Annotated in this window: 12 protein-coding genes; 4 read left to right on the plus strand and 8 right to left on the minus strand. The window is 69.1% G+C overall.

Annotated elements, in window-relative coordinates:
• Window positions 1-364 precede the first annotated feature (364 nt).
• Window positions 365-1,600, plus strand: a complete 1,236-nt coding sequence (locus AC5Y3Z_RS21195; protein ID WP_463826679.1) for a cytochrome P450 — start codon at window positions 365-367, stop codon at window positions 1,598-1,600.
• The gene (locus AC5Y3Z_RS21200) at window positions 1,600-2,184 is read left to right on the plus strand and encodes a TetR/AcrR family transcriptional regulator (RefSeq protein WP_463826680.1); all 585 of its coding nucleotides are present in this window, start codon (window positions 1,600-1,602) and stop codon (window positions 2,182-2,184) included. Before AC5Y3Z_RS21195 ends, AC5Y3Z_RS21200 begins: the two co-directional genes overlap by 1 nt.
• Here AC5Y3Z_RS21200 and AC5Y3Z_RS21205 read toward each other — a convergent pair.
• The 6 genes from AC5Y3Z_RS21205 to AC5Y3Z_RS21230 are packed head-to-tail and all read right to left on the minus strand — an operon-like array spanning window position 2,156 to window position 9,378.
• Entirely contained in the window at window positions 2,156-2,872 is a 717-nt protein-coding gene (locus AC5Y3Z_RS21205) for a siderophore-interacting protein (RefSeq protein WP_463826681.1), read from the minus strand. The genes AC5Y3Z_RS21200 and AC5Y3Z_RS21205 overlap by 29 nt on opposite strands.
• Before the next feature lie 49 nt (window positions 2,873-2,921).
• The gene (locus tag AC5Y3Z_RS21210) at window positions 2,922-4,151 is read right to left on the minus strand and encodes a lysine N(6)-hydroxylase/L-ornithine N(5)-oxygenase family protein (RefSeq protein ID WP_473140168.1); all 1,230 of its coding nucleotides are present in this window, start codon (window positions 4,149-4,151) and stop codon (window positions 2,922-2,924) included.
• Window positions 4,138-4,944 carry a GNAT family N-acetyltransferase gene (locus tag AC5Y3Z_RS21215; protein WP_463826683.1) on the minus strand — a complete coding sequence of 269 codons (807 nt, stop codon included), beginning with the start codon at window positions 4,942-4,944 and terminating at the stop codon, window positions 4,138-4,140. Before AC5Y3Z_RS21215 ends, AC5Y3Z_RS21210 begins: the two co-directional genes overlap by 14 nt.
• Before the next feature lie 41 nt (window positions 4,945-4,985).
• The gene (locus AC5Y3Z_RS21220) at window positions 4,986-6,491 is read right to left on the minus strand and encodes a DHA2 family efflux MFS transporter permease subunit (protein ID WP_463826814.1); all 1,506 of its coding nucleotides are present in this window, start codon (window positions 6,489-6,491) and stop codon (window positions 4,986-4,988) included.
• Window positions 6,492-6,541: 50 nt separating this feature from the next.
• On the minus strand, window positions 6,542-7,684 hold the full coding sequence (locus tag AC5Y3Z_RS21225) for an acyltransferase family protein (RefSeq protein ID WP_463826684.1): 1,143 nt from the start codon (window positions 7,682-7,684) through the stop codon (window positions 6,542-6,544).
• On the minus strand, window positions 7,681-9,378 hold the full coding sequence (locus AC5Y3Z_RS21230) for a DEAD/DEAH box helicase (RefSeq protein WP_463826685.1): 1,698 nt from the start codon (window positions 9,376-9,378) through the stop codon (window positions 7,681-7,683). The genes AC5Y3Z_RS21225 and AC5Y3Z_RS21230 overlap by 4 nt, the downstream gene beginning before the upstream one ends.
• 87 nt (window positions 9,379-9,465) lie before the next feature.
• Between AC5Y3Z_RS21230 and AC5Y3Z_RS21235 the strand changes: the two genes are divergently transcribed.
• Window positions 9,466-10,035, plus strand: a complete 570-nt coding sequence (locus AC5Y3Z_RS21235) for an LppP/LprE family lipoprotein (protein ID WP_463826815.1) — start codon at window positions 9,466-9,468, stop codon at window positions 10,033-10,035.
• Window positions 10,036-10,050: 15 nt separating this feature from the next.
• Here the strand turns inward: AC5Y3Z_RS21235 and AC5Y3Z_RS21240 are convergent, their stop codons facing one another.
• Window positions 10,051-16,191, minus strand: a complete 6,141-nt coding sequence (locus AC5Y3Z_RS21240) for a PE family protein (RefSeq protein WP_500000288.1) — start codon at window positions 16,189-16,191, stop codon at window positions 10,051-10,053.
• A 357-nt stretch (window positions 16,192-16,548) separates the two neighbouring features.
• Here AC5Y3Z_RS21240 and AC5Y3Z_RS21245 point away from each other — a divergent pair, with 357 nt between their 5' ends.
• Window positions 16,549-19,956, plus strand: a complete 3,408-nt coding sequence (locus tag AC5Y3Z_RS21245) for a TM0106 family RecB-like putative nuclease (protein ID WP_463826686.1) — start codon at window positions 16,549-16,551, stop codon at window positions 19,954-19,956.
• Here AC5Y3Z_RS21245 and AC5Y3Z_RS21250 read toward each other — a convergent pair.
• Window positions 19,894-21,678 carry an MFS transporter gene (locus AC5Y3Z_RS21250; protein ID WP_463826687.1) on the minus strand — a complete coding sequence of 595 codons (1,785 nt, stop codon included), beginning with the start codon at window positions 21,676-21,678 and terminating at the stop codon, window positions 19,894-19,896. The two genes, AC5Y3Z_RS21245 and AC5Y3Z_RS21250, sit on opposite strands and share 63 nt — an antisense overlap.
• Window positions 21,679-21,822 lie beyond the last annotated feature (144 nt).

A 21,822-nucleotide genomic window follows, 5' to 3' on the forward strand; every position in this document is an offset into this window, starting at 1 on the left:
ATGTGTACGCACCTGATGATGCATCTAGGGTCGTGTTCCGGCGTGCAAGTGACCCTGCGTCTTGCGCGCAGCCTGATGTTGATTCGCCGGTCACGGTGGTATCGCTTGAGGCGTGGCAGCGCTGTCGGCGAAATGGGCACCGATCGATCCCATTTACCCAGCGCCTACGGTGCCACCATTCTCAACCTCTCAGTGCGAGAGGTGACGGTACCTTTCGCAGCACCCCCCGACTTGGCGTTGCTCGGCGCCCGCCAAAGCCGTCAACGATACCCAACCCGCCTACGGCGCCAAAGACTCTGATCATTTAGCGGTAAGGGGAAAGCGGGCAGTTGACATCATTCTTTATCTGTCGTACGAATAAGACATGACTGCTTTAGTGTCTCATGAAGTTCCGGCGAAGTTCGTCTTGGCCACCGCCGAGACCTGGGCCAACCCCTGGCCGATGTACAAAGCGCTGCGCGACCACGACCCGGTGCACCACGTCGTCCCGCCGGGACATCCCGAGCACGACTACTACGTGCTGACCCGCCACGCCGACGTCTGGTCCGCCGCCCGCGACCACCGGACGTTCTCCTCCGCGGAAGGTCTGACCGTCAACTACGGCGACCTGGACATGATCGGGCTGCGGGACAACCCGCCCATGGTGATGCAGGACCCGCCGGTGCACACGCAGTTTCGCAAACTGGTGTCCCGGGGATTCACCCCGCGACAGGTCGAGGCCGTCGAACCCAAGGTGCGCGAATTCGTCGTCGAACGAATCGAGAAGATCCGCGCCAACGGGGGTGGCGACATCGTCACCGAGCTGTTCAAGCCGCTGCCCTCGATGGTGGTGGCGCATTATCTCGGTGTGCCCGAAGAGGATTGGGCGCAGTTCGACGGCTGGACCCAGGCCATCGTCGCGGCCAACACCGCCGAGGGCGGCATCGTCAGCGCGCTGGAAACCGTCGGCGACGCAGTCGGGACCATGATGGCATATTTCACCGCACTGATCGAACGGCGCCGCACCGAACCCGAGGACGACACCATCTCGCACCTGGTGGCCGCCGGGGTGGGCACCGACGGCGATATGGCCGGCATCCTGTCGATCCTGGGCTTCACCTTCACCATGGTCACCGGCGGAAACGACACCGTCACCGGAATGCTGGGTGGCTCAATGCCTTTGCTGTATGAACGGCCCGATCAGCGACAGCTGCTGGTCGATGACCCCGGCCTGATCCCGGACGCGGTCGACGAACTGTTGCGACTCACCTCACCGGCACAGAACCTGGCCCGCACCGCAACCCGCGACGTCACGATCGAGGACACCACCATCCCGGCCGGGCGCCGGGTGCTGTTGGTGTACGGCTCGGCTAACCGCGACGAGCGCGTATATGGTTCTGACGCAGGCGAACTCGATGTGCGGCGTCGCCCGCGCAACATCCTGACTTTCAGTCATGGCGCACACCACTGCCTGGGCGCGGCCGCGGCACGCATGCAATCCCGGGTCGCGTTGACCGAACTACTCAGTCGCTGCCCCGATTTCGAGGTCGGCGAACCGGTGTGGTCCGGTGGTAGCTACGTACGCCGTCCGCTGTCGGTGCCGATCAGGATCAAGGCCTGATGGACTGGCTGGCCGATCGCCGCAGCGAAGCCGCTGCCGACCGCATCCTCGATGCCGCCGAGCGACTGTTCACCGAACAGGATCCTTCCTCGGTCGGCATGAACGAAATCGCCAGAGCCGCAGGGTGTTCACGGGCAACGCTGTACCGGTACTTCGACAGCCGGGAGGCGCTGCGCACCGCTTATGTGCACCGGGAGACGCACCGACTGGGCCGAAAGATCCTGCAGGCGATCGAACGGGTCGGGGATCCACACCAGCGACTGGTCGCCGGCATCAGCGCCACATTGCGGATGGTGCGCGAAAGTCCGGCGCTGTCAGCGTGGTTCGGGTCCACCGTGCTGCCGATCGGTGGCGAACTGGCCGGGCAGTCCGAGGTGATCACCGCCCTGGCCTCCAACTTTCTGAATTCGCTGGGACCCGACGACCCCGCCGTGGTGCAACGCCGCGCGCGCTGGACGGTGCGGATGATCATCTCGCTGCTGATGTTCCCCGGCCGCGACGAGGATGACGAACAGGCAATGATCGAAGAGTTCGTCGTCCCGGTGGTATCACCGGTCAGTTCGTCCAATAGGCCTGCGCCTTAATAGATTTGCGTGGTATCCCAAATTCTTCCCGCAGTACGCGGGCTACCGAGCGCGTGGTACGCATACTGCACGCGACCCAACCGAAGTGGTCGCCGGCGTCGAACGCCGCCGCGCGCACTGTCTCGATCAGCGACTCGTCCGCGCTGTGCCGATCCACCCAGACGACATCGGCGTTGCGGGCCACCGGCAAGTTCTTGTCGTCGTCACAACCGGCCTCCAGAAACACCCGCGCCGGGGCGTCGCCGATCGCACCCAGCAGGGAGTTGATGGCCGGCAGCGAGGCGGTGTCGCCGACGATGACGTACCCGGTGGGCGCCGGTTCCGGGATGGCGAACTTGCTGCCCAGTACCGTCGCGTCGATGGTGTCACCCGGTTGCGCGCTGCGTGCCCAGTCCGAAGCGACCCCGTCGTGCAAGGCGAACTCGACGTCGAAGGTGCCCGCCTGTGGATCCGGGTCGACGAGGGTGTAGCCGCGTTGGTGCGAACGGTCGCCGTCGGCAAACCACATTCGGATCCACATCGTCGGGTGCACCGCATGCGCGGCCAACATCCCGCCGTCCTCGAAGCTCACCCTCAGGTAGTGCGGACTGATCCCCCGTCGGCGGGTCACGGTGAGGCGGTAGTCCCCGGCACCCATCAGCTTGAGCACGGTGCCTTGCCAGCCCCGCGACGCCTTCGTTTCGGCCATCCTCGCCTCCCATCAACTTAGGTAAGGGTAACCTATCACGCTGGGTCGGTCATGGCCGAGCGGCAAAGTTCGCCGCAATTTCCCCGGCTCGCACCGCGACGTTCGACAACAAAGTGGAGCCCAACCCGTGCGTGTGCTCTACCGAGCCGTTCAGATAGATGTCCCCGGGCGCCGCTGACGTGGGCACCAGTCGGTAATCCCGGGTGACCAGCGGGCGCCCCGCCGGGTCGAACTGGTAAAGACAGGCCAGCTCGCCCAGGAAGTGCCGGACATCCAGCGGCGCATAGCCCGTCGCGTAGATCACTGCATCGCAGTCCAGGGTCTGCTGCGAGTGGTCGATCAGGTGGGTGATCGTCACCTGCACCCCATCCGAATGTTCCTGCGTGGCAGTAATTTCGGATGCATTGTCGATGAAGAATCGGCGCTCGCCGGACACCCGTTCGGCGTACTCGCGCGCATAGAGTGCGTCGATCAGTTCCGCATCCACCGCCGAGTAGTTGGTCGACCGGTGGTAATCGAGGAGTCGTTGTCGCAGTGACTGGTCGGCTGTGTAGAAGTCGTCCACGGCTGACGGATCGAAGATGCGATTCGCGTAAGGGCTGTCGTCGGCCACGCTGTATCCGTAGCGGGTGAAGACCGCGCGCACTTCGGTCGCGGGGTAGGTCTGATGCAGGTAGCTGGCTACTTCCGCTGCGCTCTGCCCCGCGCCGACCACCGCGAATCGTTTCGGGTCAGCAACATCGAGGGCAGCAAGACGGGACAGCAGGCGGTGGCTGTGCCACTGCCGGGAGGTTTCGGACCTGCCGTGCGGCAGCATCGGGCACAGGCCGGTGCCGAGCACCAGGGCACCGGCGTGCATCGCCCACCCGGACTCCGCGCGCACCAGCATGCCCGAATCGTCCGCCGTCATCTCGACAATGCGCTGCCCGTAACGGACGTCGGCGCCGAGCCCGGCTGCGGCCCATGCCAGATAGTCATGGAACTCCATCCGGCTCGGAAACATCGTATGCCGACCGATGAAGTCGACGATCCGGCCACGCTCACTCAGGTAGTTCAGAAAAGTAAAGTGGCTCTTGGCGTTTCGTAATGTGACCAGATCCTTGAGAAACGGGATCTGCATTCTGGCGCCCGGCAGCAACATTCCACGGTGCCAACCGAACTCGGGCTGCGCCTCGACGAACACCGCCTCGCGGTCCAACTCGGCCAGCGCGATCGCCAGCGCGAGGTTGGACGGGCCGAAACCGATGCCGAGCAGATCGGTGTGTTCAGGCATGGGCATGCGCGCGCGTCAACCGCTCCAGGTAGCGTCCACGCACCATCGACCTGTTGATCAGCACCACGAAATCGGCCATGTCGAAGTCCGCGTCGTAAGAGGGTTCACCGCAGATCAGTCCGCCGATCCGCAACGAACCCTGCACCATCGGCGGGATGCGCACCCGGCCCGGGTCGGGTAGCTCCGAGAGACTCAAACCGTTGACCCGCACCGGGTTTCGGGGCGTGACCCGGTATTGCGGAGGCGCCGGATGCGCACCGAACGCGAAGTCGCGCACACCGCGCACCAGGGCTCCCCGCGGCCCACCGCCCTCCATCCGGACCGACAGGCAGCCCACGCCCCATTCGTGGCCGGTCAGTTCCTGATAGCGGATGATGCCCGCCCACAACAGGCCCATCACCGCGCCGCTGCGGTGCTCGGGATGCACGCTCGCGCGGCCGAGTTCGACCAGCGTGGGCCGCAGCGCATTCAAACCGCCGATGTCGAAGATCGTGTCGGCGAATATCCCACCGGCCGCGCGGGCACCGTCGGGCGGCAGCAGTCGGTAACAGCCGACGATCTGCCCGGCCGATTCGTCGCGGACGAGCAGGTGCTCGCTGTACGGATCGAATTGGTCGACATCGATCATCTCCCCGGTCAGCGGACCCGGAATCGCCCGGGGCAGCGCCGCGCCCATCTCCTCGGCAAAGGTCTGATAACGCAACCGCTGCGCGGCTTCGATATCTGCCGGGTTGGTCGAAATCACAACGCTGTAGCGGCCGCCAGCGGTTGCGGGGATGATGCTCGCGTCGCCCATCATGGTATTCGCAGGTTACCCAGGGCGATTGTCAGCAAACAGCGTTACGACGTGCGACGGGCTCCCAGTGCGATCAGTATCGCCGCCGCGACCGCGGCCAGCGTCGCGGCGACGGCGGCCGCCACCAGCGCCGCCTGCATACCGTCGGCGCTGGCCTGCCGGGCTACCCGGGCGATGACGGGCACCGCCGGTTTGAGCTCGTCGGGCAGAAAGTCGAGCACCCGCAGACCGGCACCGGCGGACAACCGGTCGACCAGCACCTGCCGGGGCCCGGAAGGCACACCGGCCAGTTTGCTCAGACCGGCCGACGCGCCGTCGGCGGCATGTCGGCTGAAGAGGGCACCGAGCCCGGCGACCCCGGCCAGGATGCCGGTCTGCCGAACGGTGCTGACCGCCCCGGTCGCCATCCCGGCGTCCTCGGCAGGGACGAATTGCAGTGCGATGTCCGAGGTCAGCGCGAACAGGCCGCCCAGGCCGAGGCCGGCCACGATCGACCCCGCGATGAAGTGTGTCCACTGCGTGGTTTCGGTGACGCCGGTCATCAGCCACAACCCCGCTGCGATCAGCACCACCCCGCCCGGGATCGACGTCCAGGCCGGCGCGTACCGGGCGGCCACCATGGCCAGCGGGGCGCCCACCACACAGGCGACGGTCAACGGCAGAGCACGCAGTCCCGACTGGAAAGGGCTGTATCCCAACGTGTTCATCAGATACAGCGCCAGATAGTTGGTAGACGCAATCAACGTTCCGGCCGCCGCGAAGGCCGCGATCGACACCCCCGCGAACCCGGGCCGGCGCACCACGCTCAGGTCGAGCATCGGCGCGCTGACGCGGGACTCCCACCAGCAGAACGCCAGCAGGCCGGCCACGGCGGCCGCACCGAGCGTCAGGATCACCGGGTCGGTCCAGCCGCGGCGGTTACCTTCGATCAACACGTACACGCCGGCGAACAATGCGCCGGACAGGATCGCGGCGCCCGTCAGGTCAAGCGGGCGGTGTTGTGCCGCACGGGTTTCCGACACATAGCGCCAGGCGACGCCCAGCGCCACCGCCCCGATCGGCACGTTGATGAGGAAGATCGACTCCCAGCCGAAAGCGCCGACCAGCGCTCCGCCCAGCAACGGCCCGGCGGCCGCGGCCGCACCCATCACCGCGCCGTAGATCGCAATCGCGATGCCCCTGCTGCGCTGTTCGGGAAAGGCTGCGGCGACCATCGGCAGCGAGACGCCGAGCAGCACCGCCCCACCCGCCCCCTGCACGGCCCGGCTCAGGTTCAGCGCCTCGATACTGCCGGCCAGCGCGCAGGCGGTGGAGGCCGCGGTGAACACCGTCATCCCGATCAAATAGAGCCGCCTGCGGCCGAGGCGGTCGCCCACGGTGGCGGCGGTGAGCAGCAGTCCCGCCATCGGCAGCGCGTAGGCGTCCACCACCCACTGCAGTCCACTCAATTCGGCATCCAGCGACGCCTGGATGTTGGCCAACGCGGCTGACACGATGGTCATGTCCAGCAGCAGCATGAACACCGCGAGACACACCGCGAACAGCGTCAGGCGCGGATGAGCCGCCGAGGTAGCGCTGGTGCCGTCCGCCGCGGACACGCTTACGCGTCTCTGACCCGGGTCAACCGATGCAGCAGCCACGCCAACGGCACCGTGACCACCACCGTCGCGATGTACAGGTTGAGCATCGGACCGGTGTAGACCCGCGCCCGCACGATGTGCACCATCGCGAACTCCATGGTCATGAAGTGGATCAGGAAGATCTCGTAGGAGATTTCGCCGAGCCACACCATCGGCCGACTGGCCAGCAGCCGGGAATACCGACCCTTGTCGCCCAACGCCAGCGGCGCCACCGCCAGCGTGGCGATCACCGCGTAGAAGATGGTCTTCCACAGCGCCTCGGGCAGCGAGGCGGGCGAGGTGGTCGGGGCCCCCGCGATCGGGGTGGACACGATGAAGTAACAGACGATCGCCAACGGTATGGCCACCGCCGCGTAGGCACGCACCCCCATCGCCTGCAGCACGGTCAGCAGCATGCCGCCCAGGAACCAGGCGAGATAGGTCGGCAACCACAATCTGGCGCCGTCGGGAAACAGCCGGTCGGTGTGCACCAGCACCAACCAACCGGGGCTGATCAGCATCATCAGCAGGATGGCCGCCACCAGCACCTTGGGGCGCCACTGGCGTCGGCACATCAGCACCAAAAGCAGGTAGGCCAACGCCGGCAGCAGCACATAGAACGACGCCTCGACGGCCAGGCTCCACATCTGGGTGAGGCCCTGGTGCAGATACTTGCCGAGGTAGCCGTCGGTGTAGATCTGGGTCAACGTCACGTTGCGGATCAGGCCCAGCCAACTGTGGCCGGGATTCGGGCCGGCTTCGTGGTAGTGATACAGCACGTAGGCGACCAACACGGTGACGACGTAGGCGGGCATGATGCGCCGAACCCGGTGTCGCGCATAGCGACTCAACGACGGCCAGGGACTGCCGGTGGCTGCCGACTTCACCCACGGCCGGAACAGCAGGAAACCGGACAGCACGAAGAAGATCGGTACCCCGATCTCCAGTCGCGCACCGAACAGACCCCAGTAGCCGTGGGTGTACTTGCCGGTCGTGTAGGCGGCGTGGGTCCCGACGACCAGCAGCGCCGCGACCGCCCGGACGCCGGTGAGCGATGCGACCCGGTCGACGCCGGAGGTCTGCTCGAGGCCGCCTTGGGCGTCCTCGGCCTGGGACAGGGTCATCCGTCCCGCTTCCGGCGTGGCTTGCCGCTGCCGTGGTGCGCGGGCTTGCCCTTGCCGGGGTTGCGATCGGGTCGAAGGTTGATCAAGACCCCCGAGATGCGGGTCTGTTCAAGCTTTTTGAGCACCGCCCGGGGCAACTTGGCCGGCAGTTCGACCATGGAGAAGTCCGGGCCGATGGCGATGTGACCGAAATCGCTGCGGTGCAGACCACCTTCGTTGGCGATGGCCCCGACGATGGCACCCGGCCCGATCTTGTGCCGCTTGCCCACATCGATCCGATAGGTGGTGAAAGGCCTTGTCTGTCGCGGCCTTTCGGGTCGGTCTTCGTGACCGCGCCGGTCCCGCTCCCGTCGCTCCGGCGGCGGGTCGGGGGCGAGCAGGAAGGCCTCACCATCGCGGGACTGCAGCGCCAGCGCCGCGGCGATGTCCGCCATCGGCACGTCGTGCTCGCGTTCGTAATCCTCGACCAGGCGGCGGAACAACTCGATCCCCTGCCCCCCTAGGGCATTGGTGATCGAGTCGGCGAATTTGGCGACCCGTTGGGCGTTGACGTCCTCGACGGTGGGCAACGCCGCCTCGGTGAGGGGTTGCCGGGTCGCCTTCTCGATGGCCTTGAGCAGGTGGCGTTCTCGCGGCGAGACGAACAACAACGCCGAACCTTTGCGGCCGGCCCGGCCGGTCCGACCGATCCGGTGCACGTAGGACTCGGTGTCGTGCGGGATGTCGTAGTTGAGCACGTGCGAGATACGTTCGACGTCCAGGCCGCGGGCCGCGACGTCGGTGGCGACCAGGATGTCGATGGTGCCGTCTTTGAGAGCCGAGATGGTCCGTTCCCGAGCAGCCTGCGGAATGTCGCCGTTGATGGCGGCCGCGGAAAATCCTCTCGCACGCAGCTTTTCGGCCACCTCTTCGGTGGCCTGCTTGGTGCGCACGAACACGATCATGGCCTCGAACGGCTCGACTTCGAGCACGCGGGTCAGCGCGTCCATCTTGCGCGGTCCGGCCACCTGAATGTAGCGCTGCGAAATGTTCTCGGCGGTGGCGGTTTTCGCCTTGGAGGTGACTTCCAGCGGATCGTGCAGGTACTTGGTGGTGATCTTGCGGATCGCCGGCGGCATGGTCGCCGAGAAGAGGGCGACCTGTTTGTATTCCGGGGTCTCGGACAGGATCCGGTCGACCTCTTCGGCGAAGCCCATGGTGAGCATCTCGTCGGCCTCGTCGAGCACCAGGTAGTCCACCCGAGACAGGTCCAGCGTCCCGCGTTCGAGGTGATCGATGACCCGGCCGGGCGTACCGACGACAATGTGGGCTCCACGTCTGAGGCCGGCCAACTGCACGCCGTAGGACGCGCCGCCATAGATCGGCAACACGTTCAGTTGCGGCAGGTGGGCTCCGTAGCGGCTGAACGCCTCGGCGACCTGCAGGGCCAGCTCCCGGGTGGGCGCCAGGACCAGCGCCTGGGTCGCTTTGCCGGTGGTGTCGATCTTGGACAGGATCGGGATCGCGAATGCCGCGGTCTTGCCCGTCCCGGTCTGAGCCAGACCGACGACGTCGGTGCCTGCCATCAGCGCCGGAATGGTGGCGGCCTGGATGCCGGTCGGCGACTCGTAACCGACGTCGTTGATCGCGCGCATGACCGGCTCCGGAATCTGCAGGTCGGCGAACGTCGCGGGAAGGTTGTCCGGGTTATCCATCAGGAGATGAAGTCTAAGGCGTCCCGGGCCCGCGGCCATGCCTGCCGCACCCGCAGGACCGGTGGCGGTACCGTGCCCGATGTGTCAATGGTTGTTCGGTGTGCCGCAGGCCTGTGTGTCGTGGCGGCGGCGGTGACGTCAGTCGGGTGCGGGTCAGGCGACTCGACGGTGGCCAAGACACCGCAGGCCACCAAGCCTTCTTCGGCCGTCACCACGCCTGGAGCTCCGGGTAGCGCTGCCGCGCCGACCACGGTCCCGCCCAGCAGCGCCGCGCCCGCCGACCCGTGTGCGGTCAATCTGGCTGCGCCCACCATCGCGAAGGCGGTGTCCGAACTTCCCCGCGACCCACGCAGCCAGCAACCGTGGAACCCCGAACCGATAGCCGGCAACTACAACGAGTGCGCGCAATTGTCGGCGGTGATCATCAAGGCCAACACCAACGGCGACAATCCGACGACGCGCGCGGTGCTGTTCCACCTGGGTAAATTCATTCCCCAGGGGGTGCCGGACACCTACGGATTCAACGGCATCGACGGCACGCACAGCACCGGTGACACGGTAGCGCTGACGTATCCGAATGCGCTGGGCGTGGGCAGCGTTGTGAAGTTCCGCTGGAACGGCAGCGGGGTGGAGATCGTCGCCAACACAGCACGCTGAGCCGACTGCACGCGCTCAGATGACGTCTGCGCCGTCCAATCCGTCCGCACCGGGGCTGCCGTCGGCCAGTCCGTCGCCACCCTTGACGCCATTGCCGCCGATGCCTCCGGTGCCGTTTCCGCCGTCGCCGCCCCTGCCACCACTCCCGTCGTTGACGGCGTCGACGAACACGCCCCCGTTGCCGCCGCCTCCGCCATTGCCGCCGATGCCAGGTGTGACCGTGGCGGCACCCACGCCGCCGTCGCCGCCGTCGCCGCCGTTCGCACCGATGCCGCCGGCACCACCAGCGCCTCCGGCGCCACCAGTTGCCACGGCATCCCTGACATCGGTGCCCTGCGCGAAGATTTCGGCGCTGCCGCCGTTGCCGCCGGCGCCGCCGAGGCCGTCTGCGATGCCGCTCGCACCACCGGAACCACCTTCGCCGCCAACAGCGGTGCCGCCGGCGAAACTGGACTGCTCGGCAAGAATCGCGGCTGTACCGCCTTGGCCACCGTCGCCCCCGAAGGTCCCGGCGCCGCTGTCGCCGCCCGCGCCGCCCGTGGCGGTGCCGTCAACAGCCGGGTTGTCGCCTGGGCTGAACCCCTGGGCGCCCACGAAACCGTCGCCTCCTCTCCCGCCGGAGTGCCCGTCGGCACCAATGCCACCGGCACCTCCCAGAGCGGTCCCGACAGCTCGGCCGCCGATCGCACCGACACCGCCGAGGCCACCCTCACCACCGATACCGCCGCCGATACCGCGACCACCACCGCCGCCGGTGGCGTCTCCGTCGGTGCTGGCACCGTCGTACGCGATGAGCTGGCCGTCGCTTCCCTGACCGCCGAAGCTGCCAGGACCGTCGCTGGCCCCGCCGTCACCACCTGTCGCCTCACCGGCCACCGTGCTGCCCATCCCCTGGCTGCGCGCGGTACCAGATCCGCCGTGCCCTCCGGTACCTCCGTCGATACCAGCACCGCCGGAGCCGCCAACTGCCCCAGCGATGTTTGTGCCACCTGCGCTGGCAAATACCTCTCCGGACCCACCGATACCGCCCGTGCCACCGGTGCCGGCACCGCCGGCACCACCCGTCGCATCACCGTTGGCAGTAGTGTCCGCTCCGTCAGCGGACACATGACCGTCACCACCGGCACCGGCGATGCCTCCGGCCTGGGCCGCTCCGCCGTTACCGCCCTTGGCGCCTCCGTTGGAACCGGCAGCGTGGCCGCCGTTCGTAGCCTCGACCCTTGCCACGCCGCCGTCCCCACCGGCGCTGCCCGCCTCGGCGCCTGACCCACCGGTCCCGCCGAGAGCCTGGCCGGTCGCAAAGCTGTCCGCATCGGCGGCGCTGATGATGCCTGAGCCGCCATGACCACCAGCGCCACCATCGACACCGAAACCGCCGGTCCCGCCGGCGGCAACAGCGCCCAGCACTTCAGCACCGGAGGTTGCCTCGACGGTGCCCGCACCGCCCGCGCCGCCAGTGCTGCCCGCACCGCTACCGGACCCGCCGTCCCCGCCGGTAGCGCTACCTGCGGCGGCGCTACCCGGGCCATCGGCAGTCACACGGCCCAGACCACCGGCACCGCCCTGTCCACCGGTGCTGCCGCTCCCGCCGGCCCCGCCCCGCACGCCGCTGCCGGACCCGGTTGCCCGTCCACCGCCGGTTGCCTCGACGTCAGCATTGCCACCCGAACCTCCGCCGGCACCGTCAGCGCCACCGCTTCCCCCGTCGCCGCCGACCGCGACTCCGGCCGCAGTGCTGTTGGCGCCATCGGCAGACACCGTGGCAGAACCGCCCTCGCCGCCGGCGCCGCCGGGAAGACCAGCGGCGCCAACCGCACCACCGCCGCCGCCGTGGCCACCGCGGGCGGATCCGTCGACAGTTCCGCCATTGAATGCGCCGACACCGCCGAAGCCGCCGAAGCCGCCGTCACCCCCAGCCACACCGCCGGCACCAGCCCCGCCCGCGCCGCCCATGCCGCCCACGGCGTTACCTTTCGCAACGCTGCCGTTAAACGAATAGAGCTGGCCAGCGCCACCCTCACCACCGTTGCCACCCGCACTACCGTCGAAGCTCTCACCGCCGTTCCCGCCGCTGCCACCGGTGGCGGTACCGCTGACGCTGCCACCGCCATTTTCTGCGGCCACCACGCCTTGGCCGCCGCTGCCGCCCAAACTCCCGCCGTTGGCCGTACCACCGCGGCCGCCGCTGGCGACGCCGGTCGCAGTGGCGTTGTCGCCCCCCGCGCCGATAATCCCGTCGCCTCCGTCCCCGCCGACGCTGTCAACGCCCGCGGCTGAACCACCGGCCCCGCCCACAGCCGTGCCGCTGGCATGCTGTCCGGTGCCGTCGATGAAGCCTCCGACGATCTCACCGTCGCCACCCCCACCGCCGACGCCGCCGTCCGCCCCTGCGCCACCGTCGCCCCCGGTCGCTGAGCCTTCGGCGCTGCTCACCGCACCCGCCGACGTGGCCTTGCCGTCACCCCCGGAGCCACCGGCGCCACCACCGGTGGCCTGACCACCGGCACCACCCCGAGCACCTCCGTTCGATCCGACGGCATCACCTCCGGCGGTGGCTTCCAGGCTGCCCTGGCCACCGCGTCCGCCGGTGCTGCCGGTGCCGGTGGCCGACCCGCCGATACCTCCGGCAGCGGTGCCGGTCGCAGTGCTGTCCGCATCGGCAGCGCTGACGGTGCCGGCGCCGCCCTCCCCACCGATGCCACCTTGGATGCTTGCACCGCCGGTACCTCCGACGGCGACACCGTCGGAGACGACGCCGCCCGAGTTCGCTTGCACCGTGCCGGCGCCGCCCTGCCCGCCTTCGCCGCCAGCACCGGCACCAGACCCGCCGGTCCCACCGGTGGCGCTGCCCGTTGCAGCGCTACCCGGGCCCTCGGCAGTGAGTTGACCAGTACCCCCGGCTCCGCCTTCGGCCCCGTCGGAACCGGCGCCACCGGCCCCGCCCCACACCCGGCTGTCTGCGCTGCCGGCACGGCCGCCGTCGTTCGCCTCGATGGCACCCTCGCCACCGGTACCCCCGGACGCACCTGCTTCACCGCCGCCACCTCCGGTGCCACCGCGAGCGGTGCCGGCAGCGGTGCTGCCAGCCCCTTCGGCAGTGATCTGACCGATGCCGCCAGCACTGCCGGCGCCGCCGGAATTACCGGCTTGGTCACCCGCGCCACCCGCACCGCCGGCCCCGCCGGTAGCGCTGCCGCTGGCGAGACCACCGTCGGCCGCGCCTACCAGGGCACTGCCGCCGGCTCCGCCGTCCCCACCTCCGGCACCGGCACCACCGGCGCCGCCCGCCCCGCCCATGCCGCCGGTCGCCGCGCCGTCGACCGATGTGTTGCTGCTGAACGACTGCAGGTGCGCGTCCCCGCCGTCGCCGCCTTGACCGCCGATACCGCCGCTGGTGCCGGCCGCGCTAACGGCTCCGCCATCTCCGCCGGTTGCGGTACCGGTGGAAGCGGCTCCGTTGACGCCGATGACGGTGGCGTCGCCGCCAGTTCCGCCGGAGGTGCCCGCGCCGCCGGCGCCGCCGATCCCCCCGGTAGCTGTTCCTGAGACGTCGCCGCCGAAGGCGCCGAGCCCGGCCAGTCCGCCCGAACCGCCCAGCCCGACGCCGTTGGCCTGACCCCCGAGGCCACCGGTGGCGATGCCGTCAACGGCACCGGCGGTTTCGGCCGTGACGATGGCGTCGCCGCCGTCACCGCCGAAGCTGTCAGTGCCGCTCGCCGCGCCACCTTCACCGCCGGTGGCGCGGCCGGCAGTAGTGCTGCCTGCACCGTTGCTGGAAGCAGTGCCATAGCCGCCGCTTCCGCCGGTGCCGCCGTCAGCGCCGGCGCCGCCAGCCCCGCCCTGCCCGTTGGCGCTGGTGACGCCGCCCGCCAGCGCCTCGACCTTGCCGTATCCACCGGCACCGCCGGTCCCACCAGCGGTGCCACCCGCTCCGCCGGTGCCCCCGGTCGCCGCACCGGTGGCGGCGCTGTTCGTCCCGTCGGCGATAACCGTGCCGAAACCGCCGACTCCGCCCGCCCCGCCCACGGCGGTGTCCGAGCCGGCGCCTCCGGCACCGCCCTCACCGCCGGTGGCGGTCCCGGTGGCACTGCCCCCATTGACTTCCTGGACCGAGGCGCCGCCGCCACCGCCCCCACCGCCGCCGCCGAGGCCGGGTCCAGTAGCTGTTGCCGTGCCGCCGGCACCGCCGCCGCCGCCCGTGCCGCCGTGCGCGTTCACCCCGACGCCTGCACCGGAGCCGCCGCCACCCCCGCTACCACCAGCACCGAAGGTGCCGCCGTCGGTGCCGGTCCCACCCGTTCCGCCGATTCCTCCGGTGCCGCCAGACTGAGGCTGGTCACCGACAATGCCGGTGCCCTCGCCACCCCTGCCGCCGACTCCGCCGGTGCCACCCGCGCCGCCGCCAACATCTGCGACGCCGTGACCGCCGTCGCCGCCCTCGCCTCCGCCACCGCCTCTACCGGCCTGAGCGGACGGACCCCCGGCGGCTCCGGTGCCACCGGTGCCGCCGGTGCCGCCGGTGCCACCTGTGCCGTTGACGGCATCAACGCCGACGTTGCCGGCCGCACCGGCCTCGCCACCGGTCCCACCTGAACCACCGGCTGCACCGTCTCCGCCGTTGGTGAAGGTGGGATCGCCCGCCCCGCCTTGCCCGCCCTGACCCCCGATACCGCCATTGCCCCCGGCGCCGGCAGCGCCGCTCGGAGCGCCGGCATCACCACCGGTACCGCCGGCACCGGCATCGCCGCCCCGACCGCCGACGGTCGCACCGGTGGCGGCGCTACCGGTCAGACCCTTGCCGCCGATGCCGCCGTCGCCACCTTTTCCTGCCTCCCCGCCGGCACCGGCACTGCCGCCGACGCCGCCGGCGCCCTGCCCGCCACCCGTACCTCCGTCACCACCACGGCCGCCGTCACCGCCCTGACCCGGACCGCTACCTGTGTCGTCGGCACCCGCCGCACCCGTGCCACCCTCGCCCCCGGTGCCACCGGCTCCGCCGGAACCGTTGACGCCACCGGCCGAGTCTCCGCCCGTCCCGCCCTGGCCGCCCTGGCCACCGGCAGTGCCGGTGCCGCCCACCGATGCCGGCGTCTGGCCCGCGCCACCGGTTCCGCCGATACCGCCGTTGCCACCGGTCCCCGCTGCGCCGGCGACACCACCGATCGCAAAGAATCGCGCTGCGCCCGCGGCACCGCCAACGCCGGCGTTGCCGCCGTCGCCGGCATCACCTCCGGTGCCACCCGCGACACCCGCGCCGACGCCGCCGGTGCCACCGTTGCCGCCCACTCCGCCAGTGCCCCCGGCGCCGCCATCACCTGAGCTGCTCAACAAACCCCAGCTGCTGCCACCAGCGCCGCCGGCGCCGCCCGCACCGCCGTGCCCACCGTTCTCACCTACCGCGCCGGCCACCGTCGTCGCGGCACCGGTGTAGCCGCCACCCCCGGTGCCACCGGCCCCGCCCTGACCGCCGACCGACCCCAATAAAGCCCTGTTGGCACCACCAGTGCCGCCTGTTCCGCCAACACCACCGGCGAATGTCGCGCCGCCGGAGCCACCCTTGCCGCCGGCGCCACCGGCCCCGCCCGAACCGCCTAACCACCCACCGGCACCACCGTTGCCACCGACTCCACCGGCTAGACCAGCCGCTCCGACACCGCCTGCCCCACCGGCGCCACCATTCCCGAACAGGCCTGCGTCCCCACCCGCCCCTCCGGCACCCCCACCGGCTGTTCCAGAGCCACCGTTTCCGCCGCTGCCGAACAGGAGCCCGCCGGGACCACCGGCAGCTCCGCTTCCCGGCGCCCCACTGGCACCGTCACCGATCAGCGGACGTCCCAGCAGCTGATTGGTCGGGGCGTTGATCGCTCCTAGCACGTACTCCTGCAGCGCCTGCAACGGCGACGCGGCGGCCGCTTCGGCGGCGGCATACGCGCTTCCGCCCGCCGCCAAGGTCCGCACGAGCTGCGCCTGAAACAGTGCCACCTGCGCATTGATCGCTTGGTACTCCGCGCCCAGCGTGCCGAACAGCCGCGCAATAGCTGTCGATACCTCGTCCGCGGCGGCCGCGGTGACCTCGGTGGTCGACGCAGCGGCTGCCGTGCTCACCGACTCCAGAACCGACCCAATCCGGGTGAGATCTCTCGAGGCCGCAGTCAAAGCGTCAGCTGTGGCGATCACAAAAGCGGACAAGGCGGGACTCCCGTCGGTCGGATCTCATTAACCGTCCCGCAAGTATTCGACGAGAAGTCGCGGCCGAACCGCGTTTCGGCGAATTTCTAATCTTTGTTTTTCATCTGGCAATCGTCTACCGCGCAAACGATTTCGTATCCGCTGCGGGCACACGCTGCCGCGGGGACTTCGCCGCGGGCCGCGTCGCTCGAGGCACGAACCACGCGGGCCGGACAAGTCAAATGATGGGCAGCCCAGCAGCGCGTCAGTCGCACCCGGAGTCACGACCTGCGCGGTAACGCTCTTCCATCATCGCTGTCGTACCCCTTCTTTACAGTGGCGGCTGTGTTCCTCACCGGCGGCAGGATCGTGTACAGCGCATCGGATCTCGCGTCCGCCGCGCGGTGCGAATACGCGTTGTTGCGGGATTTCGACGCGCGACTGGGCTGGGCGCCCGCCGTCGACGTCGAGGACGAGTTGCTGGCCCGTACCGCCACGCTCGGCACCGAACACGAGCAACGCAGGCTCGCGGAGTTGCGCGACGAGTTCGGCGACGGACTCGCCGTTATCGGCCGTCCGGCCTACAGCCACGCCGGACTGACCGCGGCAGCCGATGCGACCGCGCGCGCGATTGCCGACGGCGCGGCGGTGGTCTACCAGGCAGCGATGTACGACGGCCGGTTCGTCGGGTTCGCCGACTTCCTGATCCGCGACGGTGACCAGTATCGCGTCACCGACACCAAGCTGGCTCGCTCGCCCAAAGTCAGCGCGCTATTGCAGCTGGCCGCCTACGCCGACGCGCTGGCCATAGCGGGGGTGGCGGTGGCCGGTGAGGCGGAGCTGATACTGGGCGACGGCACGGTGGTGCGCTATCCGGTCGATGACCTGATTCCGGTCTACCGGTCCCAGCGCGCGCACCTGCAGCTGCTGTTGGACAAGCACCACGCCGCCGGCAGCCCGGTCCGCTGGGAAGACGAGCAGGTGCAGGCCTGTCTGCGTTGCCCGCTGTGTGAGGAGCAGTTGAAGGCGCGGGATGACCTGCTGTTGGTTGCCGGCATGCGAATCAGCCAGCGCGACAAGCTAATTGAAGCCGGTATCGGCACGGTCGCCGAGCTGGCCGGGTATCGCGGGCCTCCTCCAGATCTGGCTCCCAGCGTCTTGGACAAATTGTCCGCGCAGGCCCGGCTACAAGTGCGGCAACGCACCTCCGGTATCCCCCAATACGAGATCGTCGACTCGCAACCCTTGACCCTGTTGCCGGAACCCAACCCGGGAGATTTGTTCTTCGACTTCGAGGGTGACCCGCTGTGGACGGCTGACGGCACGAGTTGGGGGCTGGAATACCTGTTCGGCGTGCTGGAGGCCGGGCCGGCGGGCGCCTTCCGTCCGCTCTGGGCGCACAGCCGCGTCGACGAACGCCGGGCGCTGCTTCAGTTCCTGGGGATGGTCGCCAAGCGGCGCAAACGCTATCCCAACATGCACATCTACCACTACGCGCCCTACGAGCGCACGGCGTTGCTGCGGCTGGCCGGGCGCTACGGCGTGGGCGAGGACGACGTCGACGATCTGCTGCGCAACGGCATCCTGGTCGACCTTTATCCGTTGGTGCGTAAAAGCATTCGGGTGGGCGCGGAGTCAGTGAGCCTCAAAGCTCTGGAACCGCTGTACATGGGAGCGCACCTACGGTCCGGCGAGGTCACCACCGCCGCCGCCTCGATCAACTCCTACGCCCGCTATTGCGAACTGCTCGCCGAGGGCAACTCGGACGACGCAGCGACCGTGCTCAAACAGATCGAGGAATACAACCACTACGACTGCGTGTCAACGCGAGAGCTGCGCGACTGGCTGCTGTTGCGCGCCTGGGAAACCGGTGTCACGCCGGTGGGAGTCCAGCCGGTGGCCGAGCACGAGACCGTCGAGGACCACGACGAACTCGCTTCGACCCTGGCGGATTTCACCGGGGATGCCGCGGCCGTCGGTCGGACACCGGAGCAGACGGCGGTCGCGCTGGTGGCGGCGGCGCGCGGTTATCACCAGCGCGAGGACAAGCCGTTCTGGTGGTCGCATTTTGACCGGCTGAACTATCCGGTCGAGGAGTGGTCGGACAGTACCGACGTCTTCGTCGTGGCGCACGCCGAGGTCGCCGTCGAATGGAACATGCCGCCGCGGGCCCGCAAACCGCAGCGGCAGTTGCAGCTGACCGGTGAGTTGGCGCGCGGCGAGCTCAGGGGTCAGGTCTTTGCGCTCTACGACCCGCCGGCGCCGGCCGGCATGACCGATAACCCGGACCGTCGGGCGGCCGCGCCCGCCGAGGTGGTGGAGGTCGACGATCCGATACTGCCGACCACGGTGGTCTTGCGAGAGAGAGCCGGCGCCGACGGGGAGATTTTCGAGCAGCTGCCGTTCGCCCTGACTCCGGGCCCGCCGGTGCCCACCGCCAAGCTGCGCGCATCGATCGACGCCACCGCCCGAACCGTGGCCTCCGGCCTGCCGCAGCTACCGCGGTCCGCGCTCGTCGACGTGTTGCTACGACGAGAGCCGCGCACCCTCGGTGATGCGCCGCTGCCCCGGACCGCGGACACCGTCGCCGATCTCACCGCGGCAACGCTGCGTCTGGACTCCTCCTACCTGGCCGTGCACGGCCCGCCGGGAACCGGCAAGACCTACACGGCCGCCCAGGTGATCACCCGGTTGGTAACCACGCACGGTTGGCGTATCGGTGTGGTCGCGCAGTCCCACGCGGTGGTGGAGAACCTGCTGGACTGCGTGGTCGAGGCCGGGTTGGACCCGCAGCGGATCGCCAAGAAGCGCAACGGTCACGCCGTGAAGCGCTGGCAGCAGATCGACAGCAGCACCTATCCGGTGTTCATCGCCGAGACGGCGGGATGTGTGGTTGGCGGCACGGCTTGGGACTTCGCCAATGGCAATCGGGTGCCGCCGGGGAGCCTGGACCTGCTGGTCATCGACGAGGCCGGCCAGTTCTGTCTGGCCAACACCATTGCCGTGGCACCCGCGGCGGCCAACCTGATGCTGCTGGGCGATCCGCAACAACTGCCGCAGGTCAGTCAGGGCACCCACCCCGAACCGGTCGATATCTCCGCGCTGGAATGGCTGGTGGACGGCCAACGCACGCTGCCCCCGGAGCGCGGTTACTTCCTGGACCTGTCCTACCGGATGCATCCGGATGTGTGTGCGGCCGTCTCGAAACTGTCCTATGAAGGCCGGCTGCACTCCCACCTCGAACGCACCACCGGGCGCCGGCTCGCCGGATACTCCCCTGGCGTGCAGGTGCTGCCGGTAGGGCACTACGGCAATTCGACGGACAGCCCCGAGGAGGCGCAGGCGATCGTGGCTGAAGTCCGGGACGTGCTGGGTCGGTCGTGGACCGACGAGCACGGCACCCGGGCGCTGTCCGCCGCCGACGTCATGGTGCTCGCGCCGTACAACGCCCAGGTGTCCCTGATCCGCCAGCAGCTGGCCGCTGCCGGGTTGGGCGGCGTCCGAGTGGGCACCGTCGACAAATTCCAGGGCGGGCAGGCGCCGGTGGTCTTCATCTCCATGACGGCCTCCTCGATCGATGAGGTGCCCCGCGGCATTTCATTCCTGCTGAATCGGAACCGGCTGAACGTGGCGATCAGTCGCGCGCAGTATGCGGCGGTGATCGTGCGCTCAGAGTTGCTGACGCAGTACCTACCCGCCACCCCGGCCGGGCTGCTCGAGCTGGGCGCGTTCCTGGCGTTGACGGGGAGTTGACCGGGGGTGGGATCCGACGTGGGAGTACCTGTTCGGCAGCGGTCCGGGAACCATGGCGGCCGGCCCGCTGTGCGCCGTTCCGCGCGGACCGCGAGGCCAGGCGTCCTCCGTCGCAGCAGGCGAACGCCGGGTCAGTGCCACCACCGGTTTGGTGTCGGATTCATCGGCGCTGAACGGTTCGCGGCGCAGGATGTATTCAACGTACTCGTCGTCGTCCTCCTCGTACGCGCCGTCATCAATGTCGTCCGCGAACACGTCACCGGCCGGGTGGGCAGCGTCGGACCGGCGCGCGCCCCGCACCAGCAACAGCGCGGCGATGATCCCGAACAACGCGATGAACGCCGGCAGCAACATCGACTGCGACATCGCGGCCGAGAAGGGCTCGCGCAGAAACTCCGGCAGCTGCAGCGTCGTGTCCTCGCCCGCCGACTCGGCCGCATAGGGCAACTCGGCGCCGATGCGCCACGTCATGAAGGCGGCCATGCTCGCGCTACCCAGGACCGCGCCGAGCTGGCGGGTCGCGTTGTACACACCCGACCCGGCGCCGGCCCGCTCCGGCGGCAGGTTGCGGGTGGCGGTCGCGGCCAGGGGCGACCAGATGAACGCCATCGAGGCACCGAGGGCTATGAACACCAGCACCAGCCGCCAAACCGGCGTGGCCGGATCCAACTCGAACGACAACCAGGTCAGCGACGCTGCCAGCAACGAAAAGCCGAAGCCGAGCATGGGCACCGGATGGGTCCGGTCGATGTACCTGCCGACGATCGGTGCCAGCACCCCGCTGGCGATGGCCATCGGCGCGAGCAGCAGCGCCGACTCCGTTGGCGACAATCCGCACACCGACTGGGCATAGAAGGTCACCGGCAGCATCGTCGCCGTGACGGCGAACGAGATGACGGCGACACCGACGTTGCACACGCTGAAGCCCCGGTCGCGGAAGATCTCCAAGGGCACCAACGGCGCCCGGCGATAGATCGACTGCCAGTAGACGAACGCCGTCATCAACCCGACACCGGCGACCAGGACGGCCCAGATCCACGGCGCCCAGTGCGCGGACTGACCCTCCTGCAGGCCGAATACCAGCAGAAACATGCCGACACCGGACAAGCCGACACCAACGAGGTCGAAGCGGCGGGAATGGACGGGCAGCACCGGGACCAGCCAGGCGGCCAACGCGACCGCGATGATGCCGACCGGCACGTTCACGAAAAAGATCCACTGCCAGCCCAGCGTGTCGACCAGCATGCCGCCCACCAGCGGTCCGACCAGGCTCGCGACGCCCGCGGTGGCGCCCCACATACTCATCGCCGCGCCGCGCCGATCTGCCGGGAAGATCCGGGTGATCGTCGACAACGTCTGCGGGGTGAGGATCCCGGCGCCCACGCCTTGCACCACGCGTGCCGCGATCAGTGTGGCGGCGCTGCCGGACAGACCGCACCACACCGAGGCGAGGGTGAATACCACCAACCCGATCAGGTACAGGTTCTTCGGGCCGAAACGGTCCCCGAGGCGGCCGGAGACCAGCAGCACCACCGCGTATCCCAGCAGGTAGGCGCTGGTCACCCAGACCACGGTGCTGTAGCCGATCCGCAATTCATTCATGATCGTCGGATTGGCGACGGCGACGATCGTCGAATCCACCATGATCATGAAAAATCCGAGGATCATCGCCCACAGCGCGGCCCACGGGTTGCCGGACACCCGGCTGGTCGCTGTGCTCATGTTCGCGCCTCGTTTCGAATCCAGCCCGCATTATTCCCCGCCGCGCAGTTCGACGACGACGCCAGGGCGACTGTGACGGGTCTCGGCGCGGGAACACGCTCCCCGACCACGACGTTTCTCTCGGGAGTATGTGAGGTTTCCGGC

The organism is Mycobacterium sp. NGS61 (genome assembly GCF_059812325.1).

Coding starts and splice junctions, on each gene's coding strand:
- AC5Y3Z_RS21195 (WP_463826679.1), top strand. CDS start 365: ATGACTGCTTTAGTGTCTCATGAAGTTCCGGCGAAGTTCGTCTTGGCC.
- AC5Y3Z_RS21200 (WP_463826680.1), top strand. CDS start 1,600: ATGGACTGGCTGGCCGATCGCCGCAGCGAAGCCGCTGCCGACCGCATC.
- AC5Y3Z_RS21205 (WP_463826681.1), bottom strand. CDS start 2,872: ATGGCCGAAACGAAGGCGTCGCGGGGCTGGCAAGGCACCGTGCTCAAG.
- AC5Y3Z_RS21210 (WP_473140168.1), bottom strand. CDS start 4,151: ATGCCCATGCCTGAACACACCGATCTGCTCGGCATCGGTTTCGGCCCG.
- AC5Y3Z_RS21215 (WP_463826683.1), bottom strand. CDS start 4,944: ATGATGGGCGACGCGAGCATCATCCCCGCAACCGCTGGCGGCCGCTAC.
- AC5Y3Z_RS21225 (WP_463826684.1), bottom strand. CDS start 7,684: ATGACCCTGTCCCAGGCCGAGGACGCCCAAGGCGGCCTCGAGCAGACC.
- AC5Y3Z_RS21230 (WP_463826685.1), bottom strand. CDS start 9,378: ATGGATAACCCGGACAACCTTCCCGCGACGTTCGCCGACCTGCAGATT.
- AC5Y3Z_RS21235 (WP_463826815.1), top strand. CDS start 9,466: ATGGTTGTTCGGTGTGCCGCAGGCCTGTGTGTCGTGGCGGCGGCGGTG.
- AC5Y3Z_RS21250 (WP_463826687.1), bottom strand. CDS start 21,678: ATGAGCACAGCGACCAGCCGGGTGTCCGGCAACCCGTGGGCCGCGCTG.